Origin of the sequence: Nocardioides sp. Root1257, assembly GCF_001425175.1 — a bacterium.
Lineage (GTDB): Bacteria > Actinomycetota > Actinomycetes > Propionibacteriales > Nocardioidaceae > Nocardioides.
Genome location: NZ_LMDV01000001.1, coordinates 690911 through 715418, shown reverse-complemented (window position 1 = coordinate 715418; position 24508 = coordinate 690911). Strand labels below are relative to the sequence as shown.

The 24508-nt window shown below is 73.2% G+C and carries 25 protein-coding genes; 13 read left to right on the top strand and 12 right to left on the bottom strand.

The window, feature by feature from the left end:
- The first annotated feature begins 12 nt into the window (after positions 1–12).
- From ASC77_RS03485 to ASC77_RS03460, 6 genes are all read left to right on the top strand, one after another.
- The gene (locus ASC77_RS03485) at positions 13–1353 is read left to right on the top strand and encodes a class II 3-deoxy-7-phosphoheptulonate synthase (protein WP_056148840.1); all 1341 of its coding nucleotides are present in this window, start codon (positions 13–15) and stop codon (positions 1351–1353) included.
- 70 nt (positions 1354–1423) lie between these two features.
- Positions 1424–2416: a threonine aldolase family protein gene (locus ASC77_RS03480; protein ID WP_056148837.1), complete on the top strand. Its 993-nt coding sequence runs from the start codon at positions 1424–1426 to the stop codon at positions 2414–2416.
- Between the two features lie 17 nt (positions 2417–2433).
- Complete coding sequence (locus ASC77_RS03475) at positions 2434–2733, top strand: hypothetical protein (protein WP_056148836.1); 300 nt, start codon at positions 2434–2436, stop codon at positions 2731–2733.
- A gap of 63 nt (positions 2734–2796) precedes the next feature.
- Entirely contained in the window at positions 2797–3894 is a 1098-nt protein-coding gene (locus tag ASC77_RS03470; protein ID WP_056148834.1) for a hypothetical protein, read from the top strand.
- The gene (locus ASC77_RS03465) at positions 3891–4790 is read left to right on the top strand and encodes an ABC transporter ATP-binding protein (protein WP_056148833.1); all 900 of its coding nucleotides are present in this window, start codon (positions 3891–3893) and stop codon (positions 4788–4790) included. The genes ASC77_RS03470 and ASC77_RS03465 overlap by 4 nt, the downstream gene beginning before the upstream one ends.
- Positions 4787–5602 (top strand): ABC transporter permease, encoded by an 816-nt coding sequence (locus ASC77_RS03460; protein WP_056148831.1) that lies wholly within the window; start codon positions 4787–4789, stop codon positions 5600–5602. Before ASC77_RS03465 ends, ASC77_RS03460 begins: the two co-directional genes overlap by 4 nt.
- Here the strand turns inward: ASC77_RS03460 and ASC77_RS03455 are convergent.
- From ASC77_RS03455 to pknB, 5 genes are read right to left on the bottom strand one after another with little or no spacing between them, the layout of a single operon-like run.
- Entirely contained in the window at positions 5599–6387 is a 789-nt protein-coding gene (locus ASC77_RS03455; protein WP_056148830.1) for a lipase family alpha/beta hydrolase, read from the bottom strand. The genes ASC77_RS03460 and ASC77_RS03455 overlap by 4 nt on opposite strands.
- A 4-nt stretch (positions 6388–6391) precedes the next feature.
- Complete coding sequence (locus tag ASC77_RS03450; RefSeq protein WP_056148828.1) at positions 6392–7348, bottom strand: NADase-type glycan-binding domain-containing protein; 957 nt, start codon at positions 7346–7348, stop codon at positions 6392–6394.
- 53 nt (positions 7349–7401) lie between these two features.
- Positions 7402–8295, bottom strand: a complete 894-nt coding sequence (locus ASC77_RS03445; RefSeq protein WP_056148826.1) for a DMT family transporter — start codon at positions 8293–8295, stop codon at positions 7402–7404.
- Entirely contained in the window at positions 8292–9164 is an 873-nt protein-coding gene (locus ASC77_RS03440; RefSeq protein ID WP_056148823.1) for a deoxyribonuclease IV, read from the bottom strand. The genes ASC77_RS03445 and ASC77_RS03440 overlap by 4 nt, the downstream gene beginning before the upstream one ends.
- A gap of 25 nt (positions 9165–9189) precedes the next feature.
- Positions 9190–11202: a Stk1 family PASTA domain-containing Ser/Thr kinase gene (gene pknB / locus ASC77_RS03435; RefSeq protein WP_056148822.1), complete on the bottom strand. Its 2013-nt coding sequence runs from the start codon at positions 11200–11202 to the stop codon at positions 9190–9192.
- A 121-nt stretch (positions 11203–11323) separates the two neighbouring features.
- Here pknB and ASC77_RS03430 point away from each other — a divergent pair, with 121 nt between their 5' ends.
- The gene (locus ASC77_RS03430) at positions 11324–11683 is read left to right on the top strand and encodes an Rv2175c family DNA-binding protein (protein ID WP_056148820.1); all 360 of its coding nucleotides are present in this window, start codon (positions 11324–11326) and stop codon (positions 11681–11683) included.
- A 366-nt stretch (positions 11684–12049) separates the two neighbouring features.
- On the opposite strand, the gene ASC77_RS03425 is transcribed toward ASC77_RS03430, so the two are convergent.
- Positions 12050–13120: a polyprenyl synthetase family protein gene (locus ASC77_RS03425; protein ID WP_156390896.1), complete on the bottom strand. Its 1071-nt coding sequence runs from the start codon at positions 13118–13120 to the stop codon at positions 12050–12052.
- 65 nt (positions 13121–13185) lie between these two features.
- Here ASC77_RS03425 and metF point away from each other — a divergent pair, with 65 nt between their 5' ends.
- Positions 13186–14076, top strand: coding sequence for a methylenetetrahydrofolate reductase [NAD(P)H] (gene metF, locus ASC77_RS03420; protein ID WP_056148816.1), 891 nt, complete (start codon positions 13186–13188; stop codon positions 14074–14076).
- Between the two features lie 7 nt (positions 14077–14083).
- On the opposite strand, the gene ASC77_RS03415 is transcribed toward metF, so the two are convergent.
- The 3 genes from ASC77_RS03415 to ASC77_RS03405 are packed head-to-tail and all read right to left on the bottom strand — an operon-like array spanning position 14084 to position 16231.
- Complete coding sequence (locus ASC77_RS03415; protein WP_056148813.1) at positions 14084–15391, bottom strand: phytoene desaturase family protein; 1308 nt, start codon at positions 15389–15391, stop codon at positions 14084–14086.
- Positions 15392–15401: 10 nt separating this feature from the next.
- Positions 15402–15758, bottom strand: a complete 357-nt coding sequence (locus tag ASC77_RS03410) for an ArsC/Spx/MgsR family protein (RefSeq protein ID WP_056148811.1) — start codon at positions 15756–15758, stop codon at positions 15402–15404.
- Positions 15758–16231 (bottom strand): YbaK/EbsC family protein, encoded by a 474-nt coding sequence (locus ASC77_RS03405; RefSeq protein ID WP_056148810.1) that lies wholly within the window; start codon positions 16229–16231, stop codon positions 15758–15760. The genes ASC77_RS03410 and ASC77_RS03405 overlap by 1 nt, the downstream gene beginning before the upstream one ends.
- A gap of 62 nt (positions 16232–16293) precedes the next feature.
- On the opposite strand from ASC77_RS03405, the gene ASC77_RS03400 reads away from it, so the two are divergent.
- The 4 genes from ASC77_RS03400 (at position 16294) to ASC77_RS03385 (ending at position 18638) form a co-directional block, all read left to right on the top strand.
- A complete protein-coding gene (locus tag ASC77_RS03400; protein WP_056148809.1) occupies positions 16294–16752 on the top strand; it encodes a hypothetical protein in 459 nt (152 codons plus the stop codon).
- 118 nt (positions 16753–16870) lie between these two features.
- Positions 16871–17305 (top strand): SAV_6107 family HEPN domain-containing protein, encoded by a 435-nt coding sequence (locus ASC77_RS03395; protein ID WP_056148807.1) that lies wholly within the window; start codon positions 16871–16873, stop codon positions 17303–17305.
- Between the two features lie 30 nt (positions 17306–17335).
- Positions 17336–18052, top strand: coding sequence for a methyltransferase domain-containing protein (locus ASC77_RS03390; protein WP_056148805.1), 717 nt, complete (start codon positions 17336–17338; stop codon positions 18050–18052).
- A gap of 148 nt (positions 18053–18200) precedes the next feature.
- Positions 18201–18638, top strand: coding sequence for a DUF3040 domain-containing protein (locus ASC77_RS03385; protein WP_056148803.1), 438 nt, complete (start codon positions 18201–18203; stop codon positions 18636–18638).
- Between the two features lie 166 nt (positions 18639–18804).
- Here the strand turns inward: ASC77_RS03385 and ASC77_RS03380 are convergent, their stop codons facing one another.
- The 3 genes from ASC77_RS03380 to ASC77_RS03370 are packed head-to-tail and all read right to left on the bottom strand — an operon-like array spanning position 18805 to position 23474.
- Positions 18805–21192 carry a transglutaminaseTgpA domain-containing protein gene (locus tag ASC77_RS03380; protein WP_056148802.1) on the bottom strand — a complete coding sequence of 796 codons (2388 nt, stop codon included), beginning with the start codon at positions 21190–21192 and terminating at the stop codon, positions 18805–18807.
- Positions 21189–22469, bottom strand: coding sequence for a DUF58 domain-containing protein (locus tag ASC77_RS03375; RefSeq protein WP_056148800.1), 1281 nt, complete (start codon positions 22467–22469; stop codon positions 21189–21191). Before ASC77_RS03375 ends, ASC77_RS03380 begins: the two co-directional genes overlap by 4 nt.
- A gap of 21 nt (positions 22470–22490) precedes the next feature.
- Positions 22491–23474: an AAA family ATPase gene (locus ASC77_RS03370; RefSeq protein WP_414813155.1), complete on the bottom strand. Its 984-nt coding sequence runs from the start codon at positions 23472–23474 to the stop codon at positions 22491–22493.
- 461 nt (positions 23475–23935) lie between these two features.
- On the opposite strand from ASC77_RS03370, the gene mraZ reads away from it, so the two are divergent.
- Positions 23936–24367, top strand: coding sequence for a division/cell wall cluster transcriptional repressor MraZ (mraZ, locus tag ASC77_RS03365; protein WP_056148798.1), 432 nt, complete (start codon positions 23936–23938; stop codon positions 24365–24367).
- Positions 24368–24508: the final 141 nt, after the last annotated feature.

Below are 24508 nucleotides of genomic sequence, written 5' to 3'. Positions count from 1 at the left end.
TACCCTGGAGGGGTGAGCAGCACCCTCCCCGACCTCGCCGCCCTGCACGCCCTCGGCGCGGCGCAGCAGCCGACGTACCCCGACCAGGAGGCGGTCGCGGCCAACGTCGCGCGCCTGCGCCGGATGCCGCCCCTCGTCTTCGCCGGTGAGTGCGACGACCTGAAGGCGAAGATGGCGGCGGTGTCGCGCGGCGAGTCCTTCCTGCTCCAGGGCGGCGACTGCGCGGAGACCTTCGAGGATGTCACGGCCGACAACGTGCGCAACAAGCTGCGCGTGCTGCTGCAGATGGCCGTGATCCTGACGTACGCCGGCTCCGTGCCGGTCGTGAAGCTCGGCCGGCTGGCCGGTCAGTACGCCAAGCCGCGCTCCTCGGACCTGGAGACCCGCGACGGCGTCACGCTGCCGGCCTACCGCGGCGACGTGGTCAACGGCTTCGACTTCACGCCCGAGGCGCGCATCCCCGACCCGCACCGTCTGCTCGACGCCTACAACGCGTCGGCCGCGACCCTCAACCTGGTGCGCGCCTTCGTCACCGGTGGCTACGCCGACCTGCGCCAGGTGCACACCTGGAACACCGACTTCGTGAAGTCCTCCTCGGCCGGGCAGCGCTACGAGGCGATGGCCGCGGAGATCGACAAGGCGCTCGCCTTCATGAGCGCGATCGGCGCCGACGCCGAGGAGCTGAAGCGGGTCGACTTCCACTCCAGCCACGAGGCGCTGCTGCTCGAGTACGAGCACGCGATGACCCGCATCGACTCGCGCACGGAGAAGCCCTACAACGTGTCCGGTCACTTCGTGTGGATCGGGGAGCGCACCCGGCAGCTCGACGGCGCGCACGTGGAGTACTTCCGCCACATCCAGAACCCGATCGGCTGCAAGCTGGGCCCGACGGCGACCGCCGACGACGCGATCGCCCTCGCGGGCCGGCTGAACCCGGACAACGAGGCCGGCCGGCTCACCTTCATCACCCGCTTCGGCGCCGGCAAGATCCGCGACGGCCTGCCCGAGCTGGTCGAGAAGGTCACCGCGGCCGGGGTCCAGGTCGCCTGGGTCTGCGACCCGATGCACGGCAACACGTTCGAGTCGAGCACCGGCTACAAGACGCGCCGCTTCGACGATGTCATCGACGAGGTCCAGGGCTTCTTCGACGTCCACCGCGCCCTCGGCACCTGGCCGGGCGGCGTCCTGGTCGAGATGACCGGCGACGACGTCACCGAGTGCATCGGCGGCGGCGAGGAGATCGACGAAGCCGGCCTCGCGCACCGCTACGAGTCCGTCGTCGACCCGCGCCTCAACCGGGTGCAGTCGCTCGAGCTGGCGTTCCTCGTCGCGGAGATGCTCCGGCAGGCCTGAGCGGCCAGCGGGAGAGTTTCATCGGTCAGCCGACAAAGCTCCCGCCTCGGCCGGCTGGCAGGATGGCGCGGTGATCGACCTGCGCAGTGACACCCTGACCAAGCCGACCGAGGAGATGCGGGCGGCGATGGCCCGCGCCGAGGTCGGCGACGACGTGTACGGCGAGGACCCGACCGTCGCCCGGCTCGAGGAGCGGGTCGCGGGGCTGTTCGGTCACGAGGCGGCGATGTTCACCCCGACCGGGTCGATGGCCAACGTGCTCGCCGTCCGGTCGCTGGTGTCGCCGGGCCAGGAGGTGCTGTGCGAGGCGAGCGCCCACATCGCCCGCGCCGAGCTCGGCGCGCACGCGGCGTACTCCGGCATCACGATGCGCACCTGGATCCACCCGCGCGGCCAGGTGGACCTGCCGACCGTCCGGTCGATGTTCGCCCCCGACATGGGCATGTACTTCGTGCGCACGACGGCGATCGCCGTCGAGAACACCCACAACTTCGCCGGCGGCGCGGTGCTGCCGATCGAGGACCTGCGCGACCTGCGCGAGTACGCCACCGGCGTCGGCGTCGGGGTCCACATGGACGGTGCGCGGATCTGGAACGCGCACGTCGCGACCGGCACCCCGCTGGCCGAGTACGGCGCGGTCGCGGACGTGATGGCCGTGTGCCTGTCCAAGGGCCTCGGCGCGCCGGTCGGCTCGCTGATGGTGGGCAGCGCCGACGCGATCGCCGAGGGACGTGTCTGGCGCAAGCGGATGGGCGGCGGCATGCGCCAGGTCGGGGTCCTCGCGGCGGCCGGCCTGCACGCCCTCGACCACCACGTCGAGCGGCTCGCCGACGACCATGCGCACGCCCGGCTGATCGCCGAGGCGTGCGGGGTCGACCCGGCGGGCGTCGACACCAACATCGTCGTCGTGCCGCGCACCGACGCGACGGAGTTCGTCGCAGCGGCCCGGGACGCGGGTGTGGCCGTGTCGCTCGTCGGCCCGACCGCCGTACGCCTCGTCACGCACCTCGACGTCACACGTGCCGACGCCGAGAAGGCGGCCGCCGTGCTGGGCGCGCTCTAGGACACTAGGGTCCTGCCATGGACGCCAGAGACTCGCTGGACGACGGTTCCGGCGCCGAGGACAGCATCGGGTCGGCGAAGCCGCTGAAGCCCCGCAGGCCGCGCGACCCGGAGCGCACCAAGCTGTTCCTGCTCCAGGTCATCGCCGCAGGAGCTGTCGCGACCGCGGTGGGCGCGGGGATCACGGCGTGGGAGACCCACCAGCACCGGGTCACCGACAAGGCCCTCTACTGCACGGCGTACGCCGACGACAGCTCCTCGGGTGACGCCGAGTACGACAAGCAGCAGCAGGCGCTCCGCGACGCCCTCGACTGCTAGCGAGCATGAGAGTCTCCTGAGGTTCCGACCGCGGGACCACGTCACGACGTAGCGTGCTGACGTATGACCAGTTTCAACCGGTGGTGCGTGGCCGCACTGCTCACCCTGCTGGTCATCGCGGTCCCGGCCGCGCTGCACGCACTCCCCGCCCGCGACTCCGACATCGGCGCGAGCGACCTGCTCGAGCGGGTGCGAACCGCCGAGGACCACCCCTGGTCGGGGTACGTCCAGACCCAGGGTGCACTCGCGCTGCCGGTCGCCGAAGACTTCGCCGACGTGGGCGCGCTCTTCAGCGACGACCTCCGGATGCGGGCCTGGTGGCGGGGGAGCGACGACTGGCGGGTCGACCGGCTGCTCGTCTCCGGCGAGACCGACCTGGTCCACCAGCACGGCGTGACGATCGAGTGGAGCTACGAGCGCGATCGAGCCACGATCAGCCGCGACCCCGACATCCGGCTCCCTCGCGCCGCGGACGTGGTGCCCCCGGTGCTCACCGAGCGGCTGCTGCGCGACGTCTCCTCCGACGACGTACGGCGGATCCCGGCCCGGCGGGTTGCCGGCATCTCCGCCCCGGGGCTGAGGGTCGAGCCCTCGGCTCCGCAGTCGAGCATCGACCACGTCGACCTGTGGGCCGACCCGGGCAGCGGCGTACCGCTCCGCGTCGACGTGTACGCCGAGGACGCCGACTCGCCGTCGTTCGTCACCGAGCTGCGCGACTTCTCCGCGTCCCGGCCGGCGCCGTCGACGACGACCTTCGACGGTGCCGACGGCATCGACGTCGAGCACGACGACGTGCTCGACATCGCCGACGCCGCGAACCAGTACGCGCCGCTGCGCCCACCGTCCACCGTCGGCGGGCTCGACATGTCCTCGGCCTCCGATGGCGCCGTCGGGGTGTACGGCGTCGGCATCACCCAGCTGATCGCCATCCCGCTGCGCGGGCGTGAGGCCCGCCCGCTGCGCGAGCAGCTGCGACAGACGCCCGACGTGGCGACCTCCGCCGACGACACCCTGGTGACGGCGGGGCCGGTGGGCGTGCTGCTGACCGGGGCCGCCGACGACGGCGGCTGGCTGATCACCGGAACCGTCACGGCCGAGACGCTGCGTCAGGCCGCGATCGACCTGGCTCGCGGCACGACGTACGTCGGCGAGGTCGGATGATCCGCACGGCGGGCCTGACCAAGCACTTCGGACGGATCACCGCCGTCGAGGACGTCGGCCTCGACGTGCGCGAGGGCGACATCTACGGCTTCCTGGGCGCCAACGGGTCGGGCAAGACGACGACCGTGCGGATGCTCCTGGGCCTGGTGCTGGCGACGTCCGGGACGATCGAGCTGCTCGGCCGTCCGATGCCCGCGTCGGGTCGCGACGTCCTTCCCCTGGTCGGCGCGATGGTGGAGGGACCGGCCTCCTACCCCCAGCTGTCCGGACGGACCAACCTCGCGCTCCTCGACGCGAGCGGACCTGGTGGCGACCGCGCGACCCGGGCCGGGCGGATCGACGACGCGCTCGGCCAGGTCGGGCTCGACGGGGTCGACAAGCGACCGGTGCGGGCCTACTCCCTGGGCATGCGGCAGCGCCTCGGCCTCGCCGCGGCGCTGCTGCGCCGACCGCGCCTGCTGGTGCTCGACGAGCCCACCAACGGGCTCGACCCGCAGGGCATCCGCGAGATCCGCCAGCTGCTCGTCGACCTGAACCGGGACGGGACGACGGTCTTCCTCTCGAGCCACCTGCTCGCCGAGATCGAGCAGATGTGCACCCGCGTGGGCGTCCTCGACCGGGGTCGACTGGTCCTGCAGGACCAGCTGGAGCACCTGCAACGGCCGACCGGCCGCACGGTGATCCGGACCCCGGACGTCGGAGCTGCCCGCGCGCTGCTCGACGGCCACGTCGAGCAGGAGGAGGGCGAGACGATCTGGGTGCGCGCCGACGACCCGCTGGCACTCAACGCGGCCCTGGTCGGTGCCGATGTCCGGGTCCTCGAGCTGGCCCCTGAGCGTCGCACCCTGGAGGACGTGGTGCTCGAGGCCGCCGAGCAGAGCGGCGACCGCCGATGATCGCCGTCGAGCTCCGCAAGCTGGTCCTCAGCCGGCGTACCTGGGTGACGATCCTGCTGATCGACGCGCTGCCCACCCTGGTCGGCATCCTGCTCGCGGTCACCGACATCGGCCCGCGTCCGGGCACCGGGCCGGCGTTCCTCTCCGCGGTGCTCACCGACGGCACGCTCTTCCCGCTGGCCGCGCTCGGGATCGTGCTGCCGCTCTTCCTGCCGATCGCGGTCGCCGTCACCGCGGGCGAGGCGATCGCCGGGGAGGCGCAGCAGGGCACCCTGCGCTACCTGCTCGTCCGCCCGGTCGGTCGGACCAGGCTGCTCGTCGCCAAGCTGGTGAGCGTCATGGTCTTCGTGGTGCTGACCGTCCTGGTCGTCGCGGCGACGGCGTACGTCCTGGGGGCGTTGCTCCTGGGCAGCGAGAGCGTCAGCACAGGCGCGACCAGCGTGTCCGGCACCGGGCTGTCCACCCAGGAGATGGTGCTCCGCACACTGCTCGCCCTGGCCTACGCGATGCTCTGCATGCTGGGTGTCGCGGCGATCGCGCTCTTCCTCTCCACGGTCGTGCGTGCGCCGCTGTCGGCGGCCCTCGGCACCATGGGGGTGCTGGTGGCCTCGACCCTGCTGCTGACGCTCGATGCCGCGCACGTGCTGCAGCCCTACCTGCCGACGCGCTACTGGCTCGCGTTCGTCGACCTGTTCCGCGACCCGATCCTGTGGCGCGACGTCGAGCGCGGGGTGCTGCTCCAGGCGGCGTACGTCGTCGTCTTCCTGGGCGCCGCCTGGGCCAACTTCATGACGAAGGACGTGACCGACTAGCAGACCGACGCGTCCGGCACGGTGGGTCGGCCGGTCCCGAGCTCCGCCTCGACGATCGCGATCACCGCCGCCGTCCGCGGTACGTCGGCGTGGCCCACGACCAGGTCGGGGCACACGGACTGGACGGCGAACGCGGTCGCCCCGTCCAGCGAGCCGGACTCCGGCGGCACCACGGTCTTGTCGTCCTCGGTCCACAGTGCCACCCACAACGGTCCAGCCGGCGTCTCGTCGCCGGCGTTGAGGGCCGTCAGCAGGTCGCTGTCGGTGGCCAGCTGGCGGCAGGCCGCGGGGCAGGCGGTGTCGCCGAGGCCGCTGGCGAGCGAGGCGAGCTCGGTGCCGTGGTTGGGGGAGGCGAGCGTGACGACGCGGCGCGCGTGCGAGGCGCCGCCGAGGTCGGCGACCCAGAGCCTGGCCACGACACCGCCCGCCGAGTAGCCGATCACGTCGACGGAGTCGCCGCCCGTGCGCGCGAGCGCAGTCCGCGCGGCGTCGTCGAGGACCTGGGCCTGGTCGCGGAGGTCGCCGGTGCCGTCCCCGGGCAGCCGGACGACCGTGGCATCGCGCCCGGCGGCCCGCAGTGCGTCGGCGAGGACGTCGAGAGAGGCGGTCGACCCGCCGTACCCCGGCACCAGCAGCACCGGTCCCGGGGAGCCCTGCCCGACCGGCTCGGTGCGTTCGGGCCGCGTCGCGACGACCGCGACCACGGTCGCGGCGGCGGCGACGACCACCAGGGCGGCCGTGCCGAGGACGAAGCGCCGCCGCGCGGGGGACAGGCGGCCGAGCACGCCGCTACCGCGCGACGAAGAGCAGGTCGCTGATCGCGGTGAAGTCGCGCCGGGACGATCCCTTGCCGGGCGCCGAGACCTTCACGAGGCGCAGGGTGATCGTCGTGGTGGTGACGTCCACGTCGACCGACTGCACCGACGCCGTGTCACCGAGGGTCTGCGGGACCGTGGTGCCGTCGTCGAAGACCCACTCGACCTGCTGGATGCGACGGTTGCCGTGGTACCAGTCGATGTCGCCGCCCTGCTTGGCATAGCCGTTGATCATCCCGACCGAGCGCAGCCGGGTATTGCCCGGCAGGGTCACCACGAGCTCCTCGCCGGTGCCGTCGCCGGGCATCCGCCAGCAGGTCTCGGGCACGCCGTCGAGCATGTTCGCGGCCTCGTAGTCGACCGGCTTGCCCTCGGTGTCCTGCCCGGGCCCGGCGGTCTCGGGGACCGTCACCCGGCTCTCGGCGGTCAGGCCGACCGGGGCCGCGGAGGACGACTCCTCGTCGGGGGACGGCTGCTCGGTCGCCGACGTCGCCGGCGGCGTCGGGGTCGGATCGGGGGTGCTCGTCGGCTCGTCGTCGCCCCGGGAGACCAGCCAGGTGCCGACCACCAGCACGAGCACCACCGCGACGGCGGCGGCCAGCCAGGCGCCCCAGGGGCGCGAGCGGTGTCGGTGGGTCTGCGGGGGCGGTACGACGTCGTCCTCGGTCGCCGGGGCGTCGTCGACCTCGTCGGCGAAGAGTGGGAAGCGCGCCGCCGGCGGCGGGGTCCAGGCGGGCGGCGGGGGCACGTCGTCCGGCACGGGCGGGGCGGGGCGCACGGGGGCGCGTTCGGCCGTGTCCGTGCGCCAGTCGAGATCGTCCACGGCCGGGGACGAGGCAGGTGCCGACGCCGCGGCACCCACGGGCTGCCCGCAGTTGGTGCAGTAGCGACCGATGCCCAGGGGGTGGCCGCAGTTGGCGCAGTCCGTCATCGGTCTCCTTCCGGGCGCGCGTGTCCGGGCGCAAGATTAGACGACCCGGTCACTCACACCGCGATGTGCGGGACCTCGCCCTCGATCTTGCGGCGTGGAGCGACCTCGACGATGAGCATCGCGGCGAGCACCATCAGGCCGCCGGTGATCATCCGCACCGTCGTCGACTCGCCGCCGAACCAGACCGCGAACAGCGCCGCGAAGACCGGCTCCATGCTCATCACGATGGCGGCTCGGGTGGCGCTCAGGTGGGCCTGGGCCCAGGTCTGCGCCAGCAGCGCGATGGCGGCCGGGAAGACGGCCATGTAGACGACCGAGAGCCAGTCGCGACCGTTGTCCGGCAGCACGATGCCGTGCGGGGCGCTCGCGACCAGGCAGATCACCGCAACGACGATGATCTGCAGGATCGACATCCCGATCGCGTCGGCGGCGTTGGACCAGGCGCCGAGCCCGACGATGTGCAGCGCGTAGAGCAGCGCCGCCAGGAGCGTGATCGCCTCGCCGTACCCGATCGACAGCCCGTCGAGGGTCAGCACCGCCAGTCCGCAGAAGGCGAGCAGCACGGCGACCCAGGTCATCCGGGTGATCCGGTTGTGGAGCAGCACGGCGGCGAGGAGCGGTGTCGCGACGACGTACATGCCGGTGATGAAGCCGGACACGCTGGCCGGGGTGTGCGCGAGGCCGACGGTCTGCATGATCTGCGCGACGCCGTACAGCGCGCCGAGCACGACGGCCTGGCGGCGCGCCTCGGCGGAGAGCCGCAGCAGCGCCTTCGGTGCGACCAGGAGCAGCAGCACGGCGGCGATGCCGAAGCGCAGCGCGAGGAAGTCGACCGGCGGCACCCGCTCGACCAGGTCGTGGATGAGGAAGAAGGTGCTGCCCCAGCACGCGGTGACGCCGAGCAGCGCCCCCGTCGCGAGCAGCGTCGTACGACGGGTCTCGGTCACCGGGCGGCTCGCAGGCGCTTCAACAGCGGGATGTCCGGGTCGTCCGCACCGCGCGAGCCGGGCGTCTCGAGGATGAACGGCACCCCGGCGGTCGCCGGGTGGGCGAAGAGCTCCGCGAACGCGGCGGTGCCGATGTGGCCGTCGCCGATCTTCTGGTGGCGGTCCTTGAAAGCACCCCGGACGTCCATCGAGTCGTTGGCGTGCACCAGCCGGAGCCGGCCGGGCCCGCCGATCTCGACGATCCGGTCGACGGTCGCCGTTGCTCCGCCCGGCTCGTCCAGCGGGGCGCCGGCCGCGAAGACGTGGCAGGTGTCGAGGCAGATGCCGGCCTTGGGGTGGTGGTCCAGGGCGTCGAGGTAGGGCGCCAGGTCCTCGACGCCGGCGCACAGCGACCGGCCCTGGCCCGCGGTCGGCTCCAGCAGCAGCCAGGGCGCGTCGTCGCCCTCGATGGCCTCCAGCAGCGGGAGCAGCCCCTCGCGGACCTGCTTCATCGCCTGGGTGTCGTCCGCGTCCCCGACGTAGGAGCCCGTGTGCACGACGACGCCCTCGGCACCGATCTCGGCGGCCCGCTTGAGGTTGTGGGCGACCGAGGCGACCGAGTTCTCGTAGGTCGAGGGGGTCGGGCTCCCGAGGTTGACGAGGTACGGCGCGTGGATGAAGGTCCGGGTGCCGCGCTCGGCCATCAGGTTGCGGAAGCGCGCGTCCTCGGCCGGCTTCCCGGCGCTCAGCGCCCAGCCGCGCGGGTTGCCCACGAAGACCTGGAACGTCTCGCAGCCGGCGGCGTCGGCGTTCACGACCGCACCGTCGACCAGACCCTTGCCGACGAGGACGTGGGTGCCGATCGGGTTGCGGGCAGCGGGCTCGAGCACCGGCCAAACCTACCGGCGGGCGCGGTCAGATCAGCGAGAGGGTGATGGTCGAGCCGGGCGGCACCATGTCGCCGCCGCCGGGGGACTGGGAGAACACGAAGCCCAGGCCGAGGTAGCCGGGGGCCTCCTCGGTCACGACGTTGAACCCGAGGTTCCGCAGCGTCTCGGTCGCGGCGTCGACGCCCTGGGCGCGCACCGACGGGACCTCGACGAGCTCGGGGCCCTTCGAGACGACGAAGGAGACCTCGTCGCCGCGGTGGACGGTGGTGCCGCCCGGCGGGTCCATCGAGATCACGTCGCCCTCGGCGACGTCGTCGGAGTACTCCTTGCTGGCGGTCTTGCCGGTCAGGCCGTGGGCCTTCATCCAGGCGATCGCGTCGTCGGCGCTCTTGCCGACCCAGTCCTTCAGCTTGACCGGCTGCGGCCCCTTGCTGACGACCAGGTCGACCGGGGCGCCGGGGCGCAGCGTGGTGCCGACCTTGGGAGAGCTGGCCATGACGATCCCCGCGGCGATGTCGTCGGACCACTTCTCGGTGGTCGTGCCGAAGGAGAGGTGGCCGGCGGACAGGGCGTCCTGGGCGTCGTCCTCGGTCAGGCCGCGGAGCTTCGGCACGTCGTACCGCTCCTTGCCGAGCGACAGCGTGATCGTGACCGTGCCACCGTCGAGCACCCGCGAGCCCGGGTCGGGGTCGGTGCCGACGACGCGTCCGACCGGCACGGTCTCGGAGTACGCCGGGTCGCCGACCTCGACCGTCAGCCCGGCGTCCTCGAGCGCGCTCTCGGCCGCCTTCTGGGTCATGCCGAGCACGCCCGGGGTGGACGTGTAGCGGCCGTCGAGGAACCACCACGCACCGACGCCACCGCCGATGACGAGCAGCAGCGCGACGAGCAGGAGCACCAGCCCCTTGCGGGAGCGTCGACGACCCGGTGGCGGCCCGGTCGGACGCTCCGGGGGTCGTGGCGGGGTCGAGCGCGGGGGCGCGGGGGTGTCCAGGACGCGGATCGGCGCCGTCATGTCGCCGACGTCGAGGCCCTCGAACGGGTCGGGCGCGGTGTCGTCGGGCGACGGCGCCTCCGCGGACTCGAGGCGCATCCGGACCGGGGTCAGGTCGGCCGTCAGGTCGGCGTCGTCGAGCACGCCCTCGGCGAGCGCGTGGCCGACCCGGTGCACCTGGTGCAGCAGCACCGCGGCGTCAGCAGGACGCAGCTCCCGGTCGCGGGCGGTGGCCCGGGCGACCAGCGCGTCGACGTACGCCGGGAGCCCGGGCTCGAGCGACGACGGGGGCGGGACGTCCTCGTGGACGTGCTTGTAGGCGACCTGGATCGGCGTCTCGCCCTCGTGCGGCTTGGCGCCGGTGAGCAGCTCGAAGAGCACGACACCCGCGGCGTACACATCGGCGCGCGCGTCGGCGCGGCCGCTGACCACGAGCTCGGGGGCGAGGTAGGAGACAGTGCCGATGAGCACGCCACCGGTCGCGGTGTGCTGGGTGTCGCTGCTGACCGCCTTGGCGAGCCCGAAGTCGGCGACCTTCACGCGGCCGTCGTCGGCGATGAGGACGTTCTCGGGCTTCACGTCGCGGTGCACGAGGCCGGCGCGGTGCGCGGCGGCCAGCGCGGAGAGCACCGGCTCCATCACGGCCAGTGCCCGTGCGGGCGACATCGGCGCCTCCTTGCGGATCACGTCGCGCAGGGTGTGACCGGGGATCAGCTCCATGGCCAGGAAGACGGTGCCGTCCTCGTCACCCTGGTCGTAGACGGCGACGACGTTGGGGTGCGACAGCCGTGCCGCGGCGCGGGCCTCGCGGACGAACCGCTCCGCGAACTCGTTGTCGTCGCCCAGCCCGGGGTGCATCACCTTGACCGCGACCGTGCGGTCGAGGCGGAGGTCGGTGGCCTCGTAGACACTGGCCATGCCGCCGCGGGCGATCCGCGAGCCGATCCGGTAGCGCCGGTCGAGCAGCCGACCGGTCAGGGGGTCGGGTGCAGACTCGGCGCCGCCCGTGCGGGCGTGCCGATCTCCGTGCTCGTCTCGCTGCACAGCGACCCTCCTGTGACCGGACGGGGAAGGATCCGGGGCCTCAATCGTACGGACGTCAGCCGCCGGTGGCCCGCTGGGCGGCGGTGCGGCGTGGCGCAGGCCCGGATGGAAGACTGGAGACATGGAACCGAGCACCGACCTCGCCGCCCTCGTCCCGGACTGGCTGGACTGGGCCGCCACCGCCACCGCGCTCGGTGTCACGGTCGGCAAGGTGCGCACCATGATCCGCGACCACGAGCTCGCCGCCGCCGTACCGTCGCCCGGCGCCGGGCAGCAGATCCCGGCCGACTTCATCCAGGACGGCCAGGTCGTCAAGGGCCTCCCGGGCCTGCTGACGATCCTCCACGACGGACGCTACGACGACCGCGAGTGCATCGCCTGGCTGTTCACCGACGACGACTACCCGGGGCGCCCGATCGACGCGCTGCGCGAGAACCGCGGGTCCGAGGTCAAGCGGCGAGCACAGGCGATGTCGCTGTAGGTCGTCGAGGGCTGGTGGGAACGGCCGGGTAGTTCTCGGCTCCGGCTCCACGGTTGGTGACCAAACGGCGGAGACGGACCGAGCGGATCTGCGGTTGGTGACCAAACGTCGGAGCTGGTTCCGACGGGTCTGCGGTTGGTGACCAAACGTCGGAGCTGGGTTCGCCGGGTCTGCGGTTGGTGACCAAACGTCGGAGCTGGATCCTGCAAGTCTGCGGTTGGTGACCAAACGTCGGAGCCGGATCCTGCGGGTCTGCGGTTGGTGGTTGGTGACCAAACGTCGSAGCCGGATCCTGCGGGTCTGCGGTTGGTGACCAAACGTCGCAGCCGGATCCTGCGGGTCTGCGGTTGGTGACCAAACCTCGGGTCAGACGGCCCGCTGGGTCGCGGACGCCGCGAGCCCGCGAAGCACCTCGGTCGCGTGCTGGTCGAGGCCGGCGCGGTCGAGGGAGCGTACGGCGCGGGTGGCCAGCTCGTCGATGACCGCCTCGACCTGGGCGTGCGCGCCGCTGGCGTCGATGATCCGGCGCAGCTCGGCGACCTCGTCGGCCGACAGCGCGGTGCCGAGCGAGCGATCGAGGAGCGCGGCGTCGGCGGGGGAGGCGGCGTCGAGCGCGAGCGCGACCAGGACGGTGCGCTTGCCCTCGATGAGGTCGTCCCCGGCGGGCTTGCCGGTGGTGGCGGGGTCGCCGAAGACGCCGAGCAGGTCGTCGCGCAGCTGGAACGCCTCGCCCAGCGGCAGCCCGAACTCGCTCAGCGCCTGCGTGGTCGACGCCGAGGCGCCGGCGAGCGCGGCGCCGATGTGCAGCGGCCGCTCGATGGAGTACTTGGCCGACTTGTAGCGGAGGACGGTCATCGCGGCGTCGACGTCGGCGCGGCCCCGGGCCTGCACGGAGACGTCGAGGAACTGGCCGGCGATCACCTCGGACCGGCACCGGTCGAAGACCTCGAGCGCCGGCGCCACCTCGACGATCGGCAGGCCGCAGCGCCGCAGCAGCTCGTCGGCCCAGCTCAGCAGCAGGTCGCCCAGGAGGATCGCCGCCGCGGCGCCGTACTGCTCCTGGTCGCCGCGCCAGCCGGCCGACCGGTGCTCGGCCTCGAAGGTGCGGTGCGTGGCGGGTCGGCCCCGCCGGGTGTCGGAGGCGTCCATCAGGTCGTCGTGCACGAGCGCGCTCGCGTGCAGCAGCTCGAGCGAGGCGCAGGCCCGGACCAGGGCGTCCTCGTCGGCGGCCGCGGGCGCGACCGCGCGATGGCCCCAGTAGCAGAACGACGCCCGGAAGCGCTTGCCGCCGCGGACCGACGTCCGCGCCTCGGCGACCAGTCGGTCGGCGTCGCTGCCGAGCGGGGCCAGGAGCGCGGCCTGCTCGTCGATGAAGGCGTCGAGGGCCACCTGGACGCGGTCGCGGAACCCGGCGCTGTCCCACCCGTTCGCCGTCACCCGCACGAGACTAGCCAGTGGACGCCGATGCCTGGCGGGCGGTCCCCGTCCTTAGACTGTTGCGTATGGCGAACACGCAGGCACCTCGGATCGGCGACCTGGTCCGAGCCGGGGAGCGGTCGTTCTCCTTCGAGTTCTTCCCGCCCAAGGACGAGGCCGGCGAGGAGCAGCTCTGGCAGGCGATCCGCGAGCTGGAGCCCTACCGACCCACGTTCGTCTCCGTGACGTACGGCGCCGGCGGCTCGACGCGCGACACGACGGTCCGCATCACGGGCCGGATCGCGGCGGAGACGTCGATGACCGCCATGGGCCACCTCACCTGCGTCGGACACACCCGCGAGGAGCTCGAGGGCGTGCTCGACTCGTACGCCGAGGTCGGCATCGGCAACGTCCTCGTGCTGCGGGGCGACCCGCAGGAGGGCCCGCAGGCGCCCTGGACCCCCACCGACGGCGGCTTCACCTACGCCCAGGAGCTCGTCGAGCTCGCCCGCGGGCGCGGTGACTTCAGCGTCGGCGTTGCGGCCTTCCCGGAGCGGCACCCCGCCTCCGAGACCCTCGACCAGGACGCCGACGTCCTGGTGGCCAAGGCGCGCGCCGGTGCGGAGTTCGCGATCACCCAGATGTTCTTCCGTGCCGAGGACTACTTCGCGCTGGTCGAGCGGGTCCGCGCGCGTGGCGTCGACCTGCCGATCCTGCCGGGCATCATGCCGATCCTGAACCTCGGCAACATCCGCCGCCAGGGCGAGATGATCGGCACCGAGGTGCCGGCATCGGTGGTCGAGCGGATCAGCGCTCACGAGGGCGACCCGGCGGCGATGCGCGCCGCCGGCATCGCGCTGGCCGCCGAGCTCTGCGAGGAGCTCCTCGACGGGGGCGCACCTGGTCTGCACTTCTACACGCTCAACCGCTCCAAGGCGACGCGCGAGATCTTCTCCGCGCTCAACATGAGCGTCTGACCTCAGGCTAGGCGGGCTGGGCGGGGCCGACCTCCGCCGCCACCAGCGCGGCGGACAGCCCCACGAACGGCAGCCCCGCGCCCGGGGTGGCGTGTGCGCCCGCGACGTACACCCCCGCGACCGGCGTACGCGGGCCGAGCCGTCGGCGTACCGTCGCGCGGCCCTGCCAGAGCACCCCCAGCGGGGAGCCGCCCCACCGCTCGACCTGCTCGCGTGGGCTGAGGTCGACCCGTTCGACCACCTGGGCTCGGACGTCGATCCGGTGTCGTGCGAGCGCGCGCAGGAGGTCCTCGGAGAGCCGCCCGCGCCCGTGCACGGTCAGCGTCGAGGCGCCAGACGGCGCCCGCCCGCCGGTGCGCACCACGAGCATGGGGTCGCCGTGCAGCACCAGCTCGTGGGGCAGCTCGGGTGCCTCGCCCGACAGGCCGAGGTGGGCGACGACGGGTGGGATCGCGGGCATGGTCCGCACGACGTGCTCGGCGAGCGCCGGCAGCCGACGGGGGTCGATCGCACACACCACGACGTCGGCGTCGAGCGTGCCCGCGGTGGTGGAGACGGCGACGACCCGGCCCTCGCGCACCACCAGGTCGAGCGCCTCGGTGCCCGTTAGCGTCGTCACCTTGCGGGTCGCCAGCCGCTCGGTCAGCGCGGCGCCGAGGCGGGCCATGCCGCCCTCGACGGTCCAGGCGCCGAAGCGCTGCTCGACGTACGCCGTCGACCCCGCCCAGGCGGGGACGTTGCGCAGCTCGTGGCCCTCGGCCACGAACGGGTGCCCCGCCACGAGGCGCAACCGCTCGTCCTTGAAGGTCCGCCGCAGCCGCCTGTGCAGCGTCTCGCGGCTGTCGAGCCGGGCGGCCACGTCCCGCGGCAGGTCCTCGGGCGTCCAGGGGTTCTCGAGGTAGCCGTGCCGCAGCACGTCCCAGTCGTCGGTGAACGACGCGACGTGGTCGACCCACCGCTGGCCGAGCCCGCGACCGAGCTCCTCGAACGCGGCGAGCTGGGCCGATCGGCCGCTCGGCACACGCACCGACGAGCCGTCCTCGAAGCGGTGCTCGCGGACCACGTCCAGCGCCACCAGGTCCAGCTCCCGCTCGAGCGGTCGGCCCGACTTGCGGAAGAGGTCGCGCACCACCGCCGGCAGCAGCGTGTACGTCGGGCCCGCGTCCCAGGCGAACTCGCCTGCCGTGATCTCCGACAGGGGCCCGCCCAGCGTGGGGGAGCGCTCCACCAGGGTGACCGCGTGCCCGAGCTTGGCGAGCCGGACCGCAGCGGCGAGACCACCGAAGCCGCCACCGACGACCACCACCTGCGCCACGCGTGCCGCCTCAGGCCTCGGCGTCGATGACGTGCGCCAGCGACTCGGGGTCACGACCCACGACCGTGGTGCCGTCGGCCGCCGTGATGATCGGTCGCTGCAGGGCGCGGGGGTGCGCCACCAGCGCGGCCAGCCATTCGACGCGGTGCGCGGCGTCCTTCGGCAGGTCGATCCCGGCTTCCGCGGTCTCCTTCGGGCGCGCGACGTCCCACGGCTCGAGTCCGAGGCGTTCGACGACAGCGCCCAGCTCGTCGGCGGTCGGAGGCTCGTCGAGATAGCGACGCACGGTGTACTCGACGCCCGCCCGGTCGAGCTCGGCGACGGCGGAGCGGCACTTCGAGCAGGCCGGGTTGAGCCAGATCTCCATCACTCGACCTCGATCTCGGCGGCCCCGGTCATCGCGGCGAGCTCGTCGTACGTCGTGGAGAAGACAGCGGCCGGGTGCCCGGCGGCGGCCCAGACGACCTCGTGGCGGCGCAGCCAGGGGTCGAGGTAGGTCGGCACCGCGACCGGGTGACCGATGGGCGAGACGCCGCCGATGACCTGGCCGGTGTGCTCGCGCACGAAGTCCGGCGTGGCCCGCTTGAGTTTGCTCACACCGAGCGACGACGCGACCTTCGCGGTGTCGACGCGGTGGGCGCCTGAGGTCAGAATGAGCACCGGCGCCGTGTCGGCGTCGAAGAGCAGACTGTTCGCGATCGCACCGACCTCGCACCCCAGCGCCTCGGCCGCGAGTGCCGCGGTGTGCACCGAGTCGGGCAGGATGACGACCTCACCGGTGCCGCCACGTCGCGCGTGGTCGTCGCGGAAGCGGGTGATCGACGGGTGTTCGGTGTTCATGGTCGAGACCCTAGGGCAGCGTGCCTGCCCCGGGTGCTGGGCCGGTGACGAGGAGGAGACGTATGACGCAGGACCGGCCGACCTCGGTGGTGGTGGCGGTGCGGCTCACCGGGGCCCTCGTCGCGCTCTCGGGGATCACGGCGCTGCTGAGCGTCGTGTTCAAGGACGAGCTGATGGACGCGTGGCGGTCCGGACGCGACGACGCGGGCTCCGTGCAGGCGCCGGCGATCGTGCCGGTCGCCGTGGTGATGCTCGTCGTCTTCGCGCTGGTCGCCCTGGTGCTCCTCCAGTTCTTCCGGTCCGGGCACGGCTGGGCGCGGGTCGCCCTGACGGTCACCGTCGTGGTGATGGCGATCAGCACGCTGGCCACCCTGCGCATCGGTCCGCCGACCCTCTTCGTGGTGCTGTCGGTCCTCGGCGTCCTGATCCAGCTGGGCGTCGTCGCGGCGCTCTGGCACCGTGACACCGCGGCGTACCTGCGCGCCCACGAGATCGCCGAGGACCTGCACACCGGCTCTTGACGCGCTGTCGGCGCCCGGGTGTACCGTGAGCCGTGTTCGAACAGATGTTCGAACACGGCTCGGCGGGGGCGACCTCGACCCCCGTCTCCGCCGGGCCGGCGCTACCCGGAGGTGCTCGATGAACCCGTACGCCCTGCCCGCGACCACCCACTCCTACCTCGCCCGCGCGGCCGAGTCCCTGAGCGAGGCCGTCGCGGCCACGGAGGCGTCGACGCGCTACGCCTGCGCCCACGTGGCCGCGCTGCGGGCGGCCGCCGCACTGCTGTCGGCCCGGGCCCGACCGGCCGCCGGTCGCACCCGGCGGCCGCAGAAGAACGCCTGGGTGCTGCTCACCGAGGTCGCCCCCGAGCTCGGCGAGTGGGCGACGTTCTTCGCCGGCGGCGCGGCCAAGCGCGCCGCCGCCGAGGCCGGCTCGAGCCGCGCGGTGGCCGACCGCGAGGCCGACGACCTGGTCCGCGACGCGGACCGGTTCCTGGCCGTCGTCGAGCGCTCGCTCGGCCTGGTGCCGCACCTGCCCCTGGAGATCCAGGCACCGGCGGTGCGTGCCGGCTGACTCCGGGGCGCGGCACTCTAGGGTTGGGCCATGACCGAACGACCCAGCGAACGTCGCAGCGCGGCCCGCACCTCGGTGGTCTGGGACGCAGTCCGGCCGCACGTCCAGGCCGGCGCTGACGTGCTCGACATCGGCGGCGGCACCGGCGGCTTCGCGGTCCGCGTCGCCGAGCTCGGCGCCCAGGTGACCGTCGTGGACCCGAGCCCGGACGCACTGGCGTCGCTGGCCCGCCGGGCCCGCGAGCTCGCCGTCGAGGTCTCGGCGGTGCAGGGCGACCTGTCCACCCTGCTCGACGTCGCCGGTCCCGCCAGCGCCGACCTGGTCCTGTGCCACGGGGTGCTCGAGGTCGTCGACGACCCCGCTGCCGCGCTCGCGACCATCCGCGAGGTGCTGCGCCCCGGCGGTGTGCTCAGCCTGCTCGTCGCGCAGCGGCACGCGGCGGTGGTCGCGCGGGCGATGGCCGGGCACTTCGCCCAGGCCCTGACCCTGCTCGACGCCGGCCCGGGGGAGCGCGACGGTCGCGCCGGGCACCGCTTCACGGCGACCGAGGCAACGGCGCTCGTGGAGGACGCCGGCTTCACGGTCGCGTCCGTCCACGGCGTCCGGGTGTTCGCCGACCTCGTTCCGGGCTCGTTGCTCGACCTCGAGCCCGGTGCCACTGCCGCGTTGGTGGAGCTCGAGCGAGCGGTCTCCGGCCGTGCCGAGTACCTGCCGCTGGCCGCTCAGCTGCACCTCCTCGCGCGCTGATCTGGGGCCGTCCGGGGCCGCTGCGGCGACGGTGTCCGGATTGTTAGGTGGGGAAATTCGCCATCCCGCCTACCGAGATGCCCGGGCGCTGCCTAGACTTGCCAGTGCCGGAGAAGATCTGTCCGGCGATGACCCATGGGGAGGTGCGGTGCCACTCTCGGAAGAGGAGCTCCGACTGCTCGAGCAGATGGAGCGCGCCCTCGTCGAAGAGGACCCCAAGTTCGCTTCGACGCTGCGCGGTACGGCGTTCCGCCGCTCCGCCCGTCGCCGGGCCGTCATCGCCGGGGTCTGCTTCGCCATCGGGGTCGCGGTCCTGATGACGGGCGCCGTCGCGCGCATCACGGTGCTCGGCATCGCCGGCTTCGTCGTGATGCTCGGCTCCGCCACCGTCGCCCTCGCCTCGTTGCGCGGCCAGCACGGTCCCGCCGCGGCCGCTGACCCGCGGGCCAGCCACCCCAGCCGTGGCGGCTTCACCGTCATCGACGGTGGCCGGCGCAGCAAGCGCTCGCGTTCCGCCTCCCACGGCTCCTTCATGGACCGGATGAACGACCGGTGGCACCGCCGGCGCGAGAGCGGCGGCTTCTAGGGCGCATCGCCCGCCCAGACTCCCCGCCCGATCACCCTGTGCGACCCGGCCGTGCTCGTTCGGCCGGGTCGTTCTCGTCTGGCCCCGTCGAGGTAGTCCCTGACGGAACGGTCGGCCAGCGGCCGCGGACCCCGCCGTTCCGTCAGGGACTATCCCGACGGTGCGGCTAGGACACCTGGTCGACGACCCCGCCGTACCGCGCCTCGAAGGTGCCGGGGGCGGTACGGCGTCGCCGTGACGACAGCATGGTCCGCGGCCACCAGGTGGCGCGGCGACGGGCGGAGCGGGGCGCACCGCCGAAGAGCGCGGCCACGCAGGTCTCGCCGTCGGCCCGCAGGCGCACCGGGTCGAGGCTCGCTCCCGAGCGCGAGTAGCGGTCCAGCTCCACGGTGTGCACGAGGCGGTCGAGGGCGCTGACCGCCTCCGGTGCGATCGCGGGGCCGTGCGCGGGACGCTCGACGGTGTCGGGCCCGACGGGGGCGCCGAGGTGCTCGACGAGCACCGCCCGGGTCGCGCGCGGCGACCGGTCGCGTGGCCACGGGACCCCGAGGTCGACGGCGGTGTCGCGCAGCTCGGCCCAGATCGGTTCGGCGCCGCCCGCGGAGAGCCGGCGCTCGCGCCGGCGGGAGCGCAGCGTGCGGGGCAGCAGTGCGCCGCCGGCGACGAGGAGCAGGGCAGCCAGCACGCCGAGCGTCGGGATCCACGGGACGGACGAGCCGCCGCCGCCCTGCTGGTCGGCCGCGGCGGCAGCGGACTCGCTGTCGCGCGGCCGGTTCGGCTGGGTGATCGCCGTGGAGCTCTGGGCGGCGGACGGCACGTCGGTCGGCGTCTCGTCCTCACCGGAGCCGGGCACCGTGTAGGGCGGCACGTCCTCGGCGCGACCGGCTGGCGTCGGCTCGAACCGCACCCAGCCGGCACCGTCGAAGTAGAGCTCCGGCCAGGCGTGCATGTCCTTGCTGGAGTAGACCCACTGGTCGGGGCCGTCCGGGGTGGGGTGCAGGAAGCCGATCGCGACCCGTGCCGGGATCCCGAGCTGCCGGGCCATGACGGCCATCGCCGAGGCGAACTGCTCGCAGTAGCCGACCCGGCCGCCGGGGCCGTCGGAGAGGAAGTCGACGAGTGCGTCGCTGCCGTTGCCGTCCGGGCCCTCTGCCAGGGAGTAGGTGAAGCCGCCGTCCTCGCGGAACCAGTTCTGGAGCGCCACAGCCTCCTCGTACGGCGTCTTCGCGCCGTCAGTGACCTGGACCGCGAGGTCGTGCACGATCGGGGGCAGGTCGTCGGGGAGGTCGGTGAAGATGTCGCTGACCTTGCCGGTCGGCGGACCCGCGTCGGCGAGCCGCTCCGAGCTGAGCTCGAGGTCCACGGACGTCATCGAGTAGTCGAGCGACGCGGTGCTCAGGTCGTCGTCGCCGGCGATGAAGTCCATCGTCTTGTCGTCGTAGCGCCAGTTGCCGTCCGCGACGACCCGGCTGACCGGAGGCAGGGTCGGCAGCCACCGCGAGTCGAAGGTCGGGAGCACCGAGATGTCCCAGGGGTACTCCTTGCGCCCCACGTCCGCCGACACGCCCGCCGGAGGCGGCATCAGGCCGTCGGCCATGTGCTCGGCAGGCACGTCGCGGTTGCCGGGGCTCCACTCGGCGTCGCTGAAGCGGGTCAGCGTCAGGATCCGGAGGTACGACGGGTCGGGGTCGTTCGTCGTCGCCCGGACCAGCGGGATGTCGTTGCCCTGCTTGAGGTCGCGGACCAGGTCGGCCGTCGGGTTCTCGACGCGGATGTCGTCTCCGCCGCCCTGGCCCGGCCCGAAGTCGAAGAGGTGCAGACCGGTCGCCGGGATCAGCACCGGGACCAGGACGGCGAGCGCCGTGGCGGCGCCACCGACGAGCCCGGCGGTGCCGCGCACGGTGTTGACGCCGGCCGACCAGGCGATCGGGTCACCGGTCTCCTGGTCGAGGCCGAGCGGGCGACCCCAGCGCGAGACCTGGTCGCCCTCCTGGAGGAAGAGGAGGGCGAGGTAGCCCGCCGCCGTACCGGCGAAGACCCACCAGCTGACGCTGTCGCCGACCATCCCGACCGGGACGGTGAAGACCGCCAGCAACGGCAGGCCGGCCAGGGACGCGCGGTGCAGCGTGCAGGCGAGCAGGTCGACCAGCAGCAGGCAGGCGAGGCCGCCGACGATCAGCAGCGGGTCGACCGGGGGTGCCTCGGTCGGCACCGGGGCGGCGAAGTCCTGGGAGCTGGTGACGGCGTCGCGGAAGGCGTCGGTGAGCTCGGTGAACGCGCCGCCGACGGGCAGCGGTGAGCCCGTGAGCAGCAGGCTGGTGAGGATCCCGGTGATCGCGAGCTGGAAGAGCACGACGACCGGTGCCGGCCAGCGCCACCACCGGGCCGCGGTGCCGGTGCCGGCGACCACGACGGCGAGCAGCAGCAGCGGGTTGATGAAGCTGCCGGGCGCGACGGTCAGGTCGCGCCACGACGACATGGCGAGCCAGGTCGTGCCGGCGGCCACGCCGGCGAAGAGGAGGTTGGCGCCGAGGTGGCCCCGGGAGCGGTTCATGCCGTGACCTCGCGCTCGGATCCGTGCGCCCCCTGGGACCTCGAGCTCTGGGCGCTGGTGTGGGCGAGCTCCTGCCAGACCGCCTCGAGGCGGTCGCGGGGACGCAGCGCGGCGGCGCGCCAGCCCTGCTGGCCCAGGAGTCGGGTCGTGTCGTCGGACGGGGCGGCGCCGATCCAGGCGCCGACGTCGACGGCCACGGCCACGGCGGAGCCGGCGTGGTGCTGCATCCGGCGCAGCACCGGCAGGTCGGTGGCCTCGACGGCGCCGAAGACGGCCACGGTCAGGCCGCCGTGCGCGCCCTCGCCGAGCCAGCTGGTCTCCAGCCGCGGCTGGCCGACCGGCTGGACGACCGCCAGGGACTCGAGCAGGGGACCGGTGTTGAGGTCGGCACCGCGCACGTGCCAGGCGCTCCCGGACTCCTCGCCGGTGGCGGTGACCAGGCGGACCGCGAAGCCGCGGTGGGTCAGGTGGACCGCGATCGAGGCGGCTGCCGAGACGGCGGCCTCGAGGGAGGAGGCGATGCCCTGGCCGCGGTGGGCGAGCGCACGGTTGTCGAGGAAGAGCGTCGCCCGCGACTGCCAGGGCTGCTCCTCACGCCGCACCATCAGCTCGCCGAGCTTGGCCGAGCTGCGCCAGTGGACGCGGCGCAGGTCGTCGCCCTGGCGGTACTCACGGACGGTGACGTCCTCGGCACTTCCGGTCGCGAAGGCTCGGGGCCGGTTGTCGCCCGACCCGGTCCAGGCGCCGCCGAGGGGGATGTGGGCGAGCGGCACGGTGCGCGGCGTCACCGTGAGCGGGACCGTGGTGCGGAACGTGCGGCCCAGCTCGACCAGCCCGAAGGGGTCGCTGACGCGGACCGACATCGGCCCGATCTCGAAGCGACCGCGGACGTCGGAGCGCACCTGGTAGCTGACCGAGTGCCGCCACCCCTGGCTGATGCCCTCGAGCACGAACCGGGGGCGGGTCCCGAGGACGTAGGGCACCTGGTCCTCGAGCAGGAGGACGCCGTTGGGCGCGATGCCGTCGTTCGCAAGCGTCAGGGTCACCCGGGCCGGCTGCCCGGCTGCGACGAGCTGCGGGGTCACCGTGCGCACCAGCGTCAGCCGGTAGCGGTTGCGCGCGAGCAGCGCGACGGTGATCAGGGTGAGGGCGAGCAGCAGCACGCCGACCCGCGCCAGCGTCGACTGGTCGAGGATGATCGAGCAGACGACGGCGGTGATGCCGGCGGTCAGGAACGCCCGTCCGCGGACGGTGAGCCCGGCCAAGGCCTCTCTCATGGGGTCCGGCCCTCGCTCACGTCAGCGGGCGTCGGGGACCGGCACCGAGGCGACGATCGCGTCGAGGATCGTCGTCGTCGATCGACCGCTCATGGCGGCCTCGACGCTCGGCAGGAGGCGGTGGGCGAGCACCGGCCGGGCCAGCCGGTGCACGTCGTCGGGCAGCACGTAGTCGCGCCCGTCCATCGCAGCGACGGCCTTGGCGGCGCGCACCAGGTGCAGGGTCGCGCGGGGCGAGGCGCCCAGCGAGAGCTCCTCCGAGCGCCGGGTGGCGGCGTTGATCGCGACGGCGTAGCGCTGTACCGCGGGGGAGACGTGGACCTGGTTGACGATCCCGATCAGCTTGCGGACCTCGGCGGCGTCCGTGACCGGCTCGAGGTCGTCGAGCGGGTTGGCTCCGGTGTGCGAGTCCAGCATCGCGATCTCGGCCGCCTCGACCGGGTAGCCGACCGACACCCGGGCCATGAAGCGGTCCCGCTGGGCCTCGGGGAGGGCGTAGGTGCCCTCCATCTCGATCGGGTTCTGCGTCGCGATCACCATGAACGGCTGCTCGAGGTGGTACGTCGTGTTGTCGACGGTGACCTGGCGCTCCTCCATGCACTCGAGCAGCGCGGACTGCGTCTTGGGCGAGGCCCGGTTGATCTCGTCGCCGACGACGATGTTGGCGAACACGCCGCCGGGGCGGAACTCGAACTCGCGGGTGTTCTGGTTGAAGACCGAGACGCCGGTGACGTCGGACGGCAGCAGGTCCGGGGTGAACTGGATCCGGCGCACCGAGGAGTCGATGCTCCGCGCCAGCGCCTTGCTGAGCATGGTCTTGCCCACGCCCGGCACGTCCTCGATCAGGAGGTGCCCCTCGGCGAGCAGCACGGTCAGCGCGGAGGAGACCACGTCGGGCTTGCCCTCGATGACCCGCTCGATGTTGGTCCGGACCCGGCCCACCACCCGCGCCAGCGTCTCGAGATCGGCCCCGCCGGTCGCTACCCCACCCACTGAACTGTCCACGTCGTCCCTTCCCCGTCGCCCGACCGGTCCCGTTGCCGGCCGCTGCTTGATCCCACCGTAAGTCGTGGAGGGAAACCTACGTGGCCCGGAGGCCACACGCATCTGACTCCGGCCGATCCCATCTGGTTGCACGCTCGGACGACCAGCTCGGTTCACCCGGACCTCGTGGCTCCTCCACCCAACGGTTCCTCCACGAACCGCTCCACCACGCCCCACCACGGCGCCGTTCCTCCCCACCGGCGCTCCACCGGTGCCGCCCCCGGGTCGTCGTACCGCCTCTGACCTGCGCAAACCCGCCGCGGCGGCGATCGGCGCGCGGGGAGCGGGTGCCCGCCCCGGGGCGCGATTCCCGCGCAATTGCGCAGGAAGACACGCGTGATGTGGTTGACGGTGGTGGATTGTGGAGTAATGTGGGGCGCAGTGGAGGAAGGGTCCGTGGGGCCAGGGGAGTGAGGTGCTGGATGTTCTTCATGGGCACCTACACCCCGAAGCTCGACGACAAGGGCCGGCTGTTCCTCCCCGCCAAGTTCAGGGACCGACTCTCGGAGGGGCTCGTGGTCACGCAGGGACAGGAGAACTGCCTCGTCGTGTGGCCGACGGACGTCTTCATGGAGGAGGCCCGGCGGGCCCAGGCCACGCCGATGACGGTGCGCGGCGCGCGTGACTACGCCCGCATCCTCTTCGCCGGGGCCGACGAGGGGTCGCTGGACAAGCAGGGCCGGATCGGCATCCCCGCGACGCTGCGGGAGTACGCCGACCTGGAGCGCGACGTCGTGGTCATCGGAGTGATGGACCGGATCGAGATCTGGGACCCCGCCCGCTGGCGCGAGTACTCCACCGGGGCGCAGGAGAAGTTCGCCGAGCTCGACGAGCAGCCCGCCTCACCGAACTGACCGCACCTCCGCACCACTCCGCACCACCGAACTACACAGCGATCCGCAGGACGAGGTCTCGAGCCCGCTCCCGCCGCCATCTGGGGCACCTTCCCCGGTTCCAGATGGCCCCTTCTTCCCCATGCAAGGGAGCACGGGAGC

Coding starts and splice junctions, on each gene's coding strand:
- ASC77_RS03475 (WP_056148836.1), top strand. CDS start 2,434: ATGGACGCCAGAGACTCGCTGGACGACGGTTCCGGCGCCGAGGACAGC.
- ASC77_RS03470 (WP_056148834.1), top strand. CDS start 2,797: ATGACCAGTTTCAACCGGTGGTGCGTGGCCGCACTGCTCACCCTGCTG.
- ASC77_RS03465 (WP_056148833.1), top strand. CDS start 3,891: ATGATCCGCACGGCGGGCCTGACCAAGCACTTCGGACGGATCACCGCC.
- ASC77_RS03460 (WP_056148831.1), top strand. CDS start 4,787: ATGATCGCCGTCGAGCTCCGCAAGCTGGTCCTCAGCCGGCGTACCTGG.
- ASC77_RS03450 (WP_056148828.1), bottom strand. CDS start 7,348: ATGACGGACTGCGCCAACTGCGGCCACCCCCTGGGCATCGGTCGCTAC.
- ASC77_RS03430 (WP_056148820.1), top strand. CDS start 11,324: ATGGAACCGAGCACCGACCTCGCCGCCCTCGTCCCGGACTGGCTGGAC.
- metF (WP_056148816.1), top strand. CDS start 13,186: ATGGCGAACACGCAGGCACCTCGGATCGGCGACCTGGTCCGAGCCGGG.
- ASC77_RS03410 (WP_056148811.1), bottom strand. CDS start 15,758: ATGGAGATCTGGCTCAACCCGGCCTGCTCGAAGTGCCGCTCCGCCGTC.
- ASC77_RS03405 (WP_056148810.1), bottom strand. CDS start 16,231: ATGAACACCGAACACCCGTCGATCACCCGCTTCCGCGACGACCACGCG.
- ASC77_RS03400 (WP_056148809.1), top strand. CDS start 16,294: ATGACGCAGGACCGGCCGACCTCGGTGGTGGTGGCGGTGCGGCTCACC.
- ASC77_RS03395 (WP_056148807.1), top strand. CDS start 16,871: ATGAACCCGTACGCCCTGCCCGCGACCACCCACTCCTACCTCGCCCGC.
- ASC77_RS03390 (WP_056148805.1), top strand. CDS start 17,336: ATGACCGAACGACCCAGCGAACGTCGCAGCGCGGCCCGCACCTCGGTG.
- ASC77_RS03380 (WP_056148802.1), bottom strand. CDS start 21,192: ATGAACCGCTCCCGGGGCCACCTCGGCGCCAACCTCCTCTTCGCCGGC.
- ASC77_RS03375 (WP_056148800.1), bottom strand. CDS start 22,469: ATGAGAGAGGCCTTGGCCGGGCTCACCGTCCGCGGACGGGCGTTCCTG.
- mraZ (WP_056148798.1), top strand. CDS start 23,936: ATGTTCTTCATGGGCACCTACACCCCGAAGCTCGACGACAAGGGCCGG.